The organism is Teredinibacter purpureus (genome assembly GCF_014217335.1).
GTDB lineage: Bacteria > Pseudomonadota > Gammaproteobacteria > Pseudomonadales > Cellvibrionaceae > Teredinibacter > Teredinibacter purpureus.
The window spans coordinates 2,512,940-2,525,852 of the sequence record NZ_CP060092.1 but is presented as its reverse complement, the minus strand read 5'-3'; the positions used below and the strand labels follow the sequence as shown (position 1 = coordinate 2,525,852).

The 12,913-nt window shown below is 45.7% G+C and carries 9 protein-coding genes; 4 read left to right on the top strand and 5 right to left on the bottom strand.

The window, feature by feature from the left end:
* Positions 1-12 precede the first annotated feature (12 nt).
* Together H5647_RS10785 and H5647_RS10780 are read left to right on the top strand one after the other, a co-directional pair.
* A complete protein-coding gene (locus H5647_RS10785) occupies positions 13-3,066 on the top strand; it encodes a glycoside hydrolase family 15 protein (RefSeq protein WP_045861309.1) in 3,054 nt (1,017 codons plus the stop codon).
* 424 nt (positions 3,067-3,490) lie between these two features.
* On the top strand, positions 3,491-5,578 hold the full coding sequence (locus tag H5647_RS10780) for a sodium-translocating pyrophosphatase (RefSeq protein ID WP_045858505.1): 2,088 nt from the start codon (positions 3,491-3,493) through the stop codon (positions 5,576-5,578).
* A gap of 30 nt (positions 5,579-5,608) precedes the next feature.
* Here the strand turns inward: H5647_RS10780 and H5647_RS10775 are convergent, their stop codons facing one another.
* Together H5647_RS10775 and H5647_RS10770 are read right to left on the bottom strand one after the other, a co-directional pair.
* Entirely contained in the window at positions 5,609-6,733 is a 1,125-nt protein-coding gene (locus tag H5647_RS10775; RefSeq protein WP_045858503.1) for a beta-ketoacyl-ACP synthase III, read from the bottom strand.
* A 188-nt stretch (positions 6,734-6,921) separates the two neighbouring features.
* Positions 6,922-7,842, bottom strand: coding sequence for a LysR family transcriptional regulator (locus H5647_RS10770; protein WP_045858501.1), 921 nt, complete (start codon positions 7,840-7,842; stop codon positions 6,922-6,924).
* 117 nt (positions 7,843-7,959) lie between these two features.
* Between H5647_RS10770 and H5647_RS10765 the strand changes: the two genes are divergently transcribed.
* Together H5647_RS10765 and H5647_RS10760 are read left to right on the top strand one after the other, a co-directional pair.
* Positions 7,960-8,352 (top strand): DoxX family protein, encoded by a 393-nt coding sequence (locus H5647_RS10765; protein ID WP_045858499.1) that lies wholly within the window; start codon positions 7,960-7,962, stop codon positions 8,350-8,352.
* Positions 8,353-8,394: 42 nt separating this feature from the next.
* Positions 8,395-9,390, top strand: a complete 996-nt coding sequence (locus tag H5647_RS10760; protein WP_045858497.1) for a glutathione S-transferase family protein — start codon at positions 8,395-8,397, stop codon at positions 9,388-9,390.
* A gap of 97 nt (positions 9,391-9,487) precedes the next feature.
* Here the strand turns inward: H5647_RS10760 and H5647_RS10755 are convergent, their stop codons facing one another.
* From H5647_RS10755 to H5647_RS10745, 3 genes are all read right to left on the bottom strand, one after another.
* Entirely contained in the window at positions 9,488-11,239 is a 1,752-nt protein-coding gene (locus H5647_RS10755; protein ID WP_045858495.1) for a TIGR03545 family protein, read from the bottom strand.
* 4 nt (positions 11,240-11,243) lie between these two features.
* Entirely contained in the window at positions 11,244-11,747 is a 504-nt protein-coding gene (locus H5647_RS10750) for a TIGR03546 family protein (protein ID WP_045861308.1), read from the bottom strand.
* Positions 11,748-12,001: 254 nt separating this feature from the next.
* On the bottom strand, positions 12,002-12,721 hold the full coding sequence (locus H5647_RS10745) for a Crp/Fnr family transcriptional regulator (protein ID WP_052692016.1): 720 nt from the start codon (positions 12,719-12,721) through the stop codon (positions 12,002-12,004).
* Positions 12,722-12,913 lie beyond the last annotated feature (192 nt).

Genomic DNA, 12,913 nt, shown 5'->3' with positions numbered 1-12,913 from the left:
GATCATACTGTCATGAAGCATCGCGCCTCTAGCCATAGTCTTAATCAGCTATACCAAGAAATTCAAACTGTCATCCTGTCACGCCAAAGCCCTATTACCGGCTTGCTACCGGCGAGTACTGCCGTTAACGCGCACGGCGACTACACCGACGCTTGGGTACGCGATAATGTCTATTCAATTATCGCCCCTTGGGCGCTAGCCATGGCCTTTCGGCGCAGTGGCGACCAGCAAAAATGCGATGAATTAGAACAAGCCAGCATTAAACTTATGCGTGGGCTACTACAATCAATGATGCGACAAGCCGATAAAGTGGAGGCCTTTAAGCATTCCCTCAACCCACTCGATTCGCTTCATGCAAAATACGACACTCACTCAGGGCTTACTGTCGTCGCCGATGACGCTTGGGGGCATCTGCAGATAGATGCTACCTCCATCTATCTACTTTTTCTCGCTCAGATGTCGGCCTCAGGCTTACGCATTGTGCGCACCTTCGACGAAGTTGATTTCGTACAAAATTTAATTTACTACGTTGCCAGCGCTTTCCGTATTCCCGATTACGGCATATGGGAACGTGGGAATAAAATTAATAACGGCAAAACAGAAATAAATGCCAGCTCCCTCGGTATGGCTAAAGCCGCTTTGCAGGCACTCGACGGATTTAACCTGTTTGGTCCCCAAGGCGCACCTCGGGCCGAAGTTCACTCAGTAGCCGACGCCCTTTCTCTTGCTCGCACCAATTTGGGTGCACTGCTTCCTCGAGAATCATTATCAAAAGAAGTCGACAGTGCGCTACTCAGCATTATCGGCTTTCCTGCCTTCGCAGTAGGCGATAATGCATTAGTCACTCGAACACGTGATGATATTTTAAAAAAACTAGGCGGTGAATACGGCCTTAAACGATTTTTGTGGGACGGGCATCAAACCGCTATTGAAGATCCGTCAAGGCTTTATTACGAACACTCAGAATTAGCGAGCTTTGAACATATAGAATCTGAATGGCCACTTTTCTTCTGTTACCTTTACATTAATGCACTTTTTTCGGGTAACCAACAAACAGCGAATCATTACCGGCAGAAAATAGAATCCATCATGGTCACCAAAGACGGCATTCAACTAATCCCTGAATTATATTATGTCGCCCAAGAAAATATCGAAGCGGAGAAACAAAACCCGCGTTCACAGCCCCGCATTCCCAACGACAATTTACCGCTTGTGTGGGCGCAAAGTCTTTATTACACCGCTATATTGATCGATGAAGATTATTTGGAACCAAAAGATTTAGACCCTCGAGGGCTGCGCCGAAAAACAACGCAATTTTCTAAAGCGCAAGTAGCCCTTGTTGTGCTTGCGGAAAACGAAAATGTTAAAAACATCTTAGCCAGTAACGGTGTTATCGCTGAAAGCCTAGAAGACATTATGCCAATACGCGTATTATCGGCACCGCACCTCGTTGAGGCCTATGCCCTCGTCGGCGCAAACAAAAAGCTTAGCCTCAGCGGGCGCCCTAAACGACGCCTGTTAAGCCTTGCTACCTCCCAAACCTACAATATAAACGAACAACAATGTTTATGTTTATCGTGGATCCAAGGCGACCAAAGCGACGACTATAGTTTGCGTGATGCCAGCCTCGTGGCCAAAATTGTACGTAAAGAAATTTCCCATATTCGTAAGCACTGGCTAAACCCAGAAGTTGCGGTGTTTACATTTATGATGAATGAGGAACTTTGTCGTGCACCTGATGCCAACGTGCTATACGAATGCCTGAAAAACTATCAGCTTCGCACAACCGATGAAAATATTAGCTATGCCTCGGCAAACTTAGCTTACCTTGCCTCTCGCGAAAGCCACCTCCAGATTCCCGACTTATGTATGACGCCAGTTGTTTCTAGCCTCGAGCCTAATACCTTCTCTAAACCCTGGGACGAAGCAACGCAATCGTTACTCACATCGTTAAATTCTGATGATGCAGATTCGGTTGCTGCACTTATAACTTTTTTTGCATCAAAAAAATTAGAGTCAATCGCCAGTAATACTGACCGTTCGCTTACCTACAAAATTTTGCTCAACGATATTTACCACGAAATGCTCGACACTCAGCAATGGCTGACAGCACGCGCATGCTTTACCCTTTCTGGCCGAGAAAAAACAGACCTATCCGATTATTTGTCTGTTTTATCCTCCCGGCATTTTTCCGTTATCGTTGGTCGAGACAAAACCAATGCCTTTGGTTTACACCCCTCTTTAAATAACCATGAAATTGTGGAAGTACTTAAAGAGGCTAGCCAACATCCTGTAGAGCACGCCTTACTCCAAGAAATGCTCGAACTTATAGGCGTATTCCAGCGTACCAAACCACAGTTGTTCGAAGGTTTGCGCTCAATTCAGTTACACGACCTTCTTCGCCTTTGCGACAAAAACAGAACAGAAAACACACCGCTAGAAACGGTGCTCAGCGTTGGGAAAAGCAGCCCAAGCGACCTTATAGACAAACTTGGCGCAATCTTAGAGTCGATGCACGCGCAGTACTCTGCAGATTTACGCCGAAACCTTGCGACCGAGCCCACGAAGGAAGATGAAGCCTACGATGCTATGGACATGGATTGGTTTGAATGGCGATTCGAACGCGGAATGATTATGAGCCTAAACAGAGAGTTTCTGGAAAAAATTTGGCAGTGCCTCAGTGTAACGCCGCAAATAATTTTTGGCGACGCACATAATCCTAACTGCGTGATCAAGCGCGATACGGTTCAAAAATCTATGACGCCAGGAGAAGAAATGTTCGCCCAGCTAATTGACAACGCACTGGCGCAACTTCACCCTCCGTATTTTAAAAGTGCGCTCATTGAGGTATTAACGGCTCTTATAAAGTTCCATGAAAAACACCCTGGCAAGCGCTTTTCGGCCCCTATTAATTTAGAAACTGTTTTGGAAAACGCCGCCTTAGATTTTTGTACAACCGAACACCAATCGGCACCCTCAACACGCAATATCGACATATTCTTAGAAGAGTCGCCAGCAAAAATTGCGGTCTATTTAGAACTCGTCTTCGACAAAAAAGCCAACTAACAATGAAAACAGTTTTTTGGACATCGGTAGCAAGCACGAAAGGCAAAACGGCTTTGCTACCGTAGACCCCTTTGTTTTCAATCAGACGGGCAACGCACGCCCAAGAGTCTGTATTACACTTCATCTAGCCTACACCTCAACAGGCGCCTTATTGGGCGCTGTTCTTAGGCGCTCAGTAATATTTCTTTCCTAGCCAAGTTATCGTCCAGCAAAAACGAAATACCACTCATTGCGAAATTCAGGTCAACACCTCCGTCTTAAACAAGTATTTTTTTACCCACTAAAATTCATCGCGCGAATAGTCATTTCACCTAGGCTATACAGCTATTTCATTCTTGATATAGATCCAAACGATTCACGTTCTGAGTGATAACGTATAAATCTTCACCCCACCACGCTCTACCATTGAGCCGTAGGCATTAGCATGTTGTTCACTTACATTGTTGTTTTTAGCGCAGTTATTATCGCACTTTCTTATAGCCTTTACGCGACACGCGCCATACTCCGCTCGCCAACGGGCAACGAGCGTATGCTAGACATTTCTGAGGCTATACAAGAAGGTGCTCGAGCTTACCTAAACCGGCAATACATCACCATTGCGATAGTCGGTACAGGTATTGGGTTTACCTTAGGGTTCCTGTTGGATAGATGGGCGGCCACCGGTTTTTTTATCGGGGCTATTCTCTCCGGCATTGCCGGTTATATTGGCATGATTGTTTCGGTACGAGCCAATGTACGTACCGCAGAAGCCGCGCGCAGTTCTGGCTTAGCCGAAGCACTTAGCATTGCCTTTCGCTCAGGTTCTATTACCGGAATGCTGGTGGTCGCACTGGCAATTTTGGGCATTACGCTTTACTACGCCGTGCTTTTAAATCAATTTGATGTGCTTACCAGTGAAGGTTCGCGCCATATTCTTGAATCGCTTGTGGCAATGGGCTTTGGCGCTTCTTTAATTTCAATCTTCGCACGGCTAGGTGGAGGTATTTTTACCAAGGGTGCCGATGTAGGTGCAGACCTTTCAGGAAAAATCGAAGCGGGCATTCCTGAAGACGACCCAAGAAACCCAGCCGTTATTGCCGATAACGTAGGCGATAACGTTGGCGATTGCGCCGGTATGGCCGCAGACTTGTTCGAAACCTATGTTGTCACACTAGTGGCGACCATGCTCCTAGGTGCCTTACATTTTAGCGGTGAAACGCGCATTCAATTAATGGCGTACCCATTGCTTATTAGCGCCGTCTGCATACTCGCCTGTGTTTTCGCTACATTTTTTGTTCGTTTAGGTAAAAATAACAATATTATGAATGCGTTGTACCGAGGGTTTTTCGCTAGCGCCATTATGTCGGGGCTACTCATTGCCGCTGTCACCTATTGGCAATTCGGATTTAGTCGTTCTATTGGTACCCTCGACATTACCGGGTTTTCTCTCGCGCTATGCGCGCTCACTGGCCTAGTCGTTACAGGGCTGATTGTTTTCATTACAGAATACTATACGGGTACGAATCATCGCCCCGTTAAGATGATTGCTCAAGCATCTTCTACTGGACACGCCACAAATATTATTCAAGGGTTGGCTATTTCGATGGAGGCCACCGCATTACCCGTATTGGTAATCTGTGCAGGTATTGTGGCCTCTTATAGTGCTGCAGGGTTATACGGTATTTCAATTGCCGCAACCACAATGCTGGCATTAGCCGGTATAGTGATTGCGCTAGATGCCTTTGGTCCTGTCACAGACAATGCTGGCGGCATCGCAGAAATGGCTAACCTTTCCAAAACAGTACGCAATATAACGGATGCCTTAGATGCCGTTGGCAATACCACTAAAGCCATCACTAAAGGCTACGCTATTGGCTCTGCTGGTCTTGCGGCTTTGGTCTTGTTTACGGCCTACACCGCAGACCTAGAACATTACTTCCCCACACTATCGGTAAACTTCACACTTTCCGACCCGTACGTTGTCATTGGATTATTCATAGGCGGCTCGCTTCCCTATCTGTTCGCGTCCATTGCCATGCAAGCCGTGGGGCGCGCTGGAGGAGAGGTTGTCAATGAAGTACGTCGTCAATTCAGAGATTTACCCGGTATTCTAAAAGGGACGACAAAACCCGAGTACAGTGCTTGTGTCGATATGCTAACCAAAACGGCTATTCGGGAAATGATAATCCCGTCACTCTTGCCCGTTCTCGCACCCATTCTTATCTATGGTGTTGTGTATGGCGTTGCCAGCCAATCCGCCGCCTTCGCTGCCTTAGGCGCGATGCTTCTCGGTACAATTGTGACAGGAATGTTTGTCGCTATCTCCATGACCTCTGGTGGCGGCGCTTGGGATAACACAAAAAAAATGATTGAGGATGGCGCTCAAGGAGGAAAAGGTTCGAACGCTCATAGAGCGTCCGTGACCGGCGACACCGTAGGTGACCCATACAAAGATACTGCAGGACCAGCAATAAACCCCATGATAAAAATCACCAATATTGTCGCTATATTATTACTTGCGATAATCGCTTAAACATAAAGTAAAAGGACACCCAAGCAACTATTACTGTTTTTTCAGTACTAAACTACCAATGGAATAACCTGCACCAAAAGAGCATAACAAACCGATATCACCACGGTTTAAATCCTTTTGGTGTAAGTGAAACGCAATTATGGAGCCTGCTGACCCCGTATTGGCATATTGGTCTAGCACAATCGGCGCTTCTTCAGCAGTAGCATCACGGCCTAATATTTTTTTTGTAATTAACAGGTTCATATTAATATTGGCCTGATGTAACCACCAACGTTTTACGTCGACAATATCCACACCTCTACGGTGTAAGTGTGTATTAATATGCGTAGCAGCCATAGGGCATACCTCTTTAAATACTTTGCGACCCTTTTGCGAAAAAAGTTTATCGTTAGATGCCGGGTCGGAATCATTTGCATGATTCACATAGCCAAAATTAGCGCGAATATTCGAAGAAAAAACAGTTTCGGCGTGTGTGCCCAAAATTTCCCATACGTGCTCACCGGTTGACGACGCACCTTCTTCAACGATCGCGGCGGTCGCCACATCACCAAAAATAAAATGGCTGTCACGATCGGTATAATTCACCAAAGGAGACGTTAACTCAGGGTTTATCACTAACACCGTTTTCGCCGTGCCCGCCTTCACCATATCGTACGCTCGGTGCAAACCGAACGTCGCGGCCGAACAGGCCACTAGCATATCAAACGCAAATCCTTTAACACCCAATGCATGCTGAACCTCTATCGCAATAGCGGGAAACGCACGCTGAGTCATTGCACACGACACAATAATTGCATCTATATCCTGAGGCTGTTTATTTGCGGCGACCATTGCCTTTCGAGCAACATTTAGCGCTATTTCAGCTTGATCCGATAACGCCTCATCGGCACGAGCAGGGATACTCGGCCGCATACGACTAACATCTAAAATGCCGTCTTTAATATACGCAAATCGCTGTTTTATACCTGATGCTTTTTCAATAAACTCGGCACTTGAGTAGGGCTTTTCTAAACACTCCCCTGCAGCTATGGCCAGCTGATGTTCATTGTTCCAATGATCAACCCACGCATTATAACTCGTCACTAACTCTTCATTGGTAATGACGTAAGGCGGGTTCCACAACCCAGTACCACTAATGACAACTTTTTCGACCATGCTTAAAGCCTTAACTCTTAAGGTAAATTCGAACGTAACGAACAACGTACGCAAATGGAATTGTGCCTATTCTGCCATCAGCTATCATCAAAAGGGAATGAATAGATCAGCGTTAATCAGGGTTTTACGATTCACAGCCGAACGATCCCGTTTTCAATAACAAAAACATTTTGTTTAGTAACATTTCACTACACAAAAGGTGCCGTAGTAGCATCCCAATAAGGCTGCTCTCCAAATCGTTCGGCCAGAAAATCGATAAATAAACGCGCACGTTGCGGTAAATACCGCCCTCCAGGGTACACCACGTATGCGTGAAGCAAAGGCAGCGCATAATTGGGCAACACAGGGACTAGCTCACCCTTTGCAATCGCTTGCCACGAAATAAAGGTCGGCGTAGCCGTGATACCTTTACCTGCTACCGCCATATCACGTAAAAAGTCACCATTATTTGCGGAAATTACAGGCTGCAGTGCCACCCTGTGCTCCTTACCGTTCGGCTCCATCAACCGCCAGTCGCTGTCCGAACTCGCGTTATACTTCAATAATGCGTGATCATTTAACTCGCTAGGTACCTGAGGCGCGCCCTTTTCTGCCAAATAGCAGGGACTTGCGCACAGAATAATACGAATGGGGGAGATTTTTCGCGCGCGCAATGTTGAATCGGCAAGGTCACCAATACGAAAAGCAAGATCAACACCTTCTTCCACTAAATCGATATGCCGATCAGAGAAGTTCAACTGGATATTCAAACCAGGGTGCTTCCCCATAAAATCTGAGACTGCCGGCGCCAAGTGCGCTAGCCCAAACGAAACCGGAACGGCAATACGCAACGTGCCCATCAGTAAACTACTGCGATCCGCCGTTTGCGCATTCAACTCAGACACATCGTCAATAACACTCAACGAACGCTCATAATAATGCCGACCCGACTCCGTTAAACTAGAACGCCGCGTCGTTCGATACAACAGCTCTACGCCTAACCGTGCCTCCAACTCTTTTAATCGACGGCTAACCGCCGATTTAGCAAGCCCCAGTTGATCCGCAGCCTTTCCTACCCCACCGGCCTCAATCACACGAACAAAAACCTGCATATCTTCTAATTGACCCATCACCCCTCTCCATTGTTCTAATTCCAACAACAGTGTATTCCAATAGAGCCTGTTTATCACCCAATATAAGATCAATAGAATAGCTCCCATACCGTTAAATCACTTAAGGAATTATCAATGCAACACACTATTCAATTATTATCCGCGCCTATTGGCCGCATTCTACTTGCGCTTATATTTGTAACCTCCGGCTACAGTAAAATCGGCGCCTATGAAGGCACGCAAGGCTGGATGGAATCTATGGGGGTTCCGGGCGCTTTACTGCCCATCGCGATTGTGGTGGAGATAGTCGGCGGGTTGGCGATTATGATTGGCTGGCACACGCGTGTTGTGGCATTACTAATGGCAGGCTTTACCGTGGTATCGGCGCTTCTATTTCATAACGATTTCAGTAATCAAAGCGAAATGATCAACTTTATGAAAAACCTGTCCATTGCAGGTGGCTTTTTACTTTTGGTCAGTTCGGGTGCGGGCGCCTTTTCACTCGACAGCCGTACCGCAAAACTGTAATGCTAAACTTCAAAATTCTGCACGCTAAGGACAACAATCATTATGGGTTTACTCGTTAACGGCCAATGGCAAGACCACTGGTACGACACCAAAGCCTCCAATGGACACTTTGAGCGCTCTAAAAGCCAATTTAGGCATTGGGTTACAACTGACGGCAGCGCTGGCCCTACAGGGCAAGGCGGTTTCAAGGCTGAAAAAGGCCGCTACCACCTCTATGTTTCATTAGCGTGTCCATGGGCGAATCGCACCATGATATTCAGGGCGCTAAAAGGGTTGGAAGACATAATCGACATCTCCGTTGTTCATTGGTATATGCGGGAAAAGGGCTGGACATTTGCGTCGGGCGACGGAGTAATAGCCGATCCCATACAAAACGCACAGTTTTATCATGAAATATACACCGCCGCCGATGCCGATTATTCTGGCCGCGTAACCGTACCCGTACTGTGGGATAAAAAGCAAAATACGATTGTAAGCAACGAATCCGCTGACATTATCCGAATGTTTAATTCAGCGTTTGACGATGTTGGAGCCACGCCTGGCGACTACTACCCGAAGGCATTACGCACTGAAATAGAGACTCTAAACGAGAAAATTTATGAGGCCGTGAACAATGGTGTTTACCGAGCAGGCTTTGCCACAACACAACAGGCCTATGAAGAAGCGATAACGCCCTTGTTTGAAACGCTTGACTGGCTAGAAAAGCGCTTAGAGCATCAACGTTATCTCACCGGTAACGCCATTACCGAAGCCGACTGGCGATTATTTACCACGTTAATTCGCTTCGATGCAGTTTATGTCGGACATTTCAAATGTAATCTAAAACGCATTATCGATTACCCTAACCTGTGGGCGTACACTCGAGATCTATATCAACATAAAGGCGTCGCAGCCACGATCAACATGACCCACATTAAAAAACATTATTATGAAAGCCACGACACAATAAATCCAACAGGTGTCGTGCCTTCAGGGCCAATAATTGATTTTTTAGCAACGCATCATCGACACACTCTAGCCAACAAACAAGAAACGTAACGTCATAACATCTAAAACAAGATTATTCAAAACCCAAAAAATATCCGGTGATGCCTTACAACGCTTTTCCGGATATTTTTTGGGCCATTAAAACCGGTTAGAAAAACCGCTTTTTTAATTCATCTTCCAAACGACTTTTCTGTTTGTCTATCTGATCCTCTAGCTTAGCGTTTAACATACCCTGAATGCTTTCGGTTTTGCCGTTAGCAATATCTTGCCATTGACGCCAATCGCCGAGCTTTCCATTACCCGCATCAACCGTATCGCTGCCCATTAAACCAAGCTTTTTCTGTAATTCAATTAACCGTTCCTGGCCTTCAGCGCCAACGCCCGAAGCAAGCGATTTCTGCAACTGTTTATCAAGGTCAGACGCTAAGCTAAACACTGGATTCTGAAAATCACCGGTAACACCCGCCTCCATACGAATATTTTTTAACTCATTTAGCATCGTTGCAACATTCGACGTAAAAGTATTGCGCCCCTCCATTTTCAGCACTAGATCAATCAAATCGATGTTACCTACACCAAGCATTTCCCCGTCTCGTATACTCAAATCTCCAACACTATTAAGATTTGCCTGTTTAAGCTCACCCGTTAGCGCATTATCGGCGAAAAGTGACAGTTCATTTAACACGATTTCTTCCACTGCCCACTTTTGATTCGCTTTCAACCCTGATGCCGCAAGCCAAAAATCTCCGTCCAAACTTAACGACTTCCATTTTTGTGTATTTAAAGAGGCAACATTAAACGTTGTCGCCCGGCCTAATACATCATGCTCGGTCGTAATATCCTGCCAGGTCGAATCAAACCCTTGCCCCTCCCATACGGCCGAAAAATGCGCCTTTTTAATCAAAAAATCAGGAAGAGGCCCTGTTTCAGAGAATTCAACCCATCGACCAGAAGCTCGCTCCACATCAAGATCTTGCGCCTTTTTACTCTCTAGCATTGGCACAATAATATTGTACGCCGAAAACAATCGCTTCGACCAAGCCTTCGCTTGCTCACCAAACAACAAAGCGGTTATTTCACTCAAACCCGCTAAATCGCCTGCGAGCATTCCTTTTAGATTATCGTAATCGTCTTCCGACGCAGCCTTGAGTCCCGCAATTTTGACCCCGATATCTTTCGAAGCAAGACTAGCGCTATTTTTAAATACACTTAGCTTTTTCTTCTCTACTTCCAATTCTTTTTTTAGCGCGCTCAACTCTTCTTGTGCCGTGAGAAAATCGGCCGGTGTTCCATAGTCGCGCTCCGTTATCGCTTTAATTTTTTCCTCGTAGTGCTCCAGTACTTTTTCGTCGGGTAGATCATTGTAGCGTTGCCGTAGCTCTTGATCGTGAGCGTGATAAGAATCTTCCAACGCTTGTTGTGCCGTCGGTGTTTTCAGGGAAGCACTCGCCAATAAAGTATCAACACTTGGGATTTCCACTCCCAAACCGATTGTATCGTTATCATCCTCTTTAGACGTTCTCACCGCCGATTCGCGAAACACAGCGCCTACAGATACGCGCTTCACATCAAACTCTAATTTCGCTACCGTTAATTGCTCAACAATGACTTTATTCATTAACAGCGGCCATAGATCAATGGTCGCTGCAATGGACTCTACCTGCACCTTATTATGCGTAGGCTTATCGATATCCGTAATTTGCAGCCCAACCAAGGTGACACCGAATGGTCGGTAAGAATGCTCAACTCGCCCTACATTCACCTCTGCACCTACCGTATCGGAGGCCACCATTTCGAAGCCAGTACGAATCCAACTATCCATAAAAAAATGTGTCACGAGTAATATCACACTCATTACACCAATAAAAATACCTAGCCCACTCCAACGGATAACTTTCATTACCTTAATCTCCCAACCCTGACATACGCTGAAAAAAAGTGCTCGCTCTCAACATTCGTACTATCTGCATTTTATTCACCGCTACCATAATTTTGTCTCGGTATTGCACAACAAACGCTTTACTCAGTAAAAGCAAAGGGATAGCCATAGCTAAGCCCGTAACAAAACTTCCCATCGTTAAGGTATGATTAAATTGAGAAAGACGACCAAAGCTAGAGTTATAAAAAACCTGCCAAGTAGATTCTGCACCAGAGGACGTTAAAATACTTTCGCCCACCGATATCAGCAATGGGTCCAGCGCTATAGCGACGCCAGAAAACACTGCGATAGCTAGTAGAAAAGTGGCAATATTAATTCTAAAAAACAACACCAAAAACACAATAACAACATTGTGCAACCGCATTAATGGTGAAATACCCACCATCATGCCTAACATAATTGCAAAGGCAATTTGCCAGGGATTTGTTTCAGAACTTATAATTTTAAAAAACTTGGCAATCAAATTCACAACAAACTCCATTTACAAGATTACACCTAAATACCCCGCTTACATCTAGCGCAAGAAAGGGATTTAACATTGATATGTTGGGGGAGAGTACGACGGATACGTAGGTATCACTCACTCACAGATAAAGAGTAGCAGAACACTACCCGTTACCGTAATGGTTTAAGAGACAATGAGCCGAAGAATGTACGATACTCAGCACCGGCTCCAGACTATATAGAACACCGACAGCAGAACATCGATGAACGCTTTAAGTACTAGGGTACAAGCGCTTTTAATACGTTAAGGTCGGGAACCAGTACCCCCTTACCCTTACGAACAATAATGCCCTCACTTTTCGCCATTCGATTTAACTCTCGTGTGACGGCCTCTCTATGAGTGGCTATGCGGCTGGCCAGTTCTTGATGGGTAGGCATCGGGTCGATCAATATGCCGCCATCAACCGGCACCCCTTTAGTTTGAGCGATACGTATCAGCTCACTACGCACACGACAATTGACATCCAGAGCGCTGTATTCGTACACTCTATCGCACAAAAACCGTACAAGCCCAGCCATTTTTTGTAACACGGCCGTACCCATTTGGGGGTATTGTTGCAGAAGCTCTAAAAATTTACTTTTTGATAAAACCAAGAAGCGGCTTGCCTCATTCGTAATAACATGGGTAGATCTCGGCGCGCCGTCGATGGCCGATAGCTCACCGAAAAAATCGCCTACACTCAGCTCTTGGTAGGATATTTCTCGCCCAGAAGGCGAAAATAATGTTGCTCTTACACTGCCACGCGCTAGGCAATATACATCGGCACTTTCTTCGTCTTGAGTGATCACTGTTTGCTCTGCTAAATACGTGCGTATACGAAAACTACGCGCTACGTGCTCCAGCTGAATTTCATTGAGTGATTGCATCAAACTACTTTCTGCAAGTAACGCAACTATTTTCTGAGTTTCCACTCCATCTTGATGGTACGACGGCTCCATATTTCACTCCATTCCTTTTTTAAAAATTGTCCTACTTACCCCAGAAGTCTAACATTTGTTTGAATTTAGTGGAATTTCAAGACTCAATTTAGAACAAAAAATTTAAGGATAATCGAGCCAATTTAGGGCGATTCGTGCAACATTTCGACAAGCAGCCGCTTTTAGCGGTAAGGCACTGTTCCAGTACCTATT

Coding starts and splice junctions, on each gene's coding strand:
- H5647_RS10785 (WP_045861309.1), top strand. CDS start 13: ATGAAGCATCGCGCCTCTAGCCATAGTCTTAATCAGCTATACCAAGAA.
- H5647_RS10780 (WP_045858505.1), top strand. CDS start 3,491: ATGTTGTTCACTTACATTGTTGTTTTTAGCGCAGTTATTATCGCACTT.
- H5647_RS10775 (WP_045858503.1), bottom strand. CDS start 6,733: ATGGTCGAAAAAGTTGTCATTAGTGGTACTGGGTTGTGGAACCCGCCT.
- H5647_RS10770 (WP_045858501.1), bottom strand. CDS start 7,842: ATGGGTCAATTAGAAGATATGCAGGTTTTTGTTCGTGTGATTGAGGCC.
- H5647_RS10765 (WP_045858499.1), top strand. CDS start 7,960: ATGCAACACACTATTCAATTATTATCCGCGCCTATTGGCCGCATTCTA.
- H5647_RS10760 (WP_045858497.1), top strand. CDS start 8,395: ATGGGTTTACTCGTTAACGGCCAATGGCAAGACCACTGGTACGACACC.
- H5647_RS10755 (WP_045858495.1), bottom strand. CDS start 11,239: ATGAAAGTTATCCGTTGGAGTGGGCTAGGTATTTTTATTGGTGTAATG.
- H5647_RS10745 (WP_052692016.1), bottom strand. CDS start 12,721: ATGGAGCCGTCGTACCATCAAGATGGAGTGGAAACTCAGAAAATAGTT.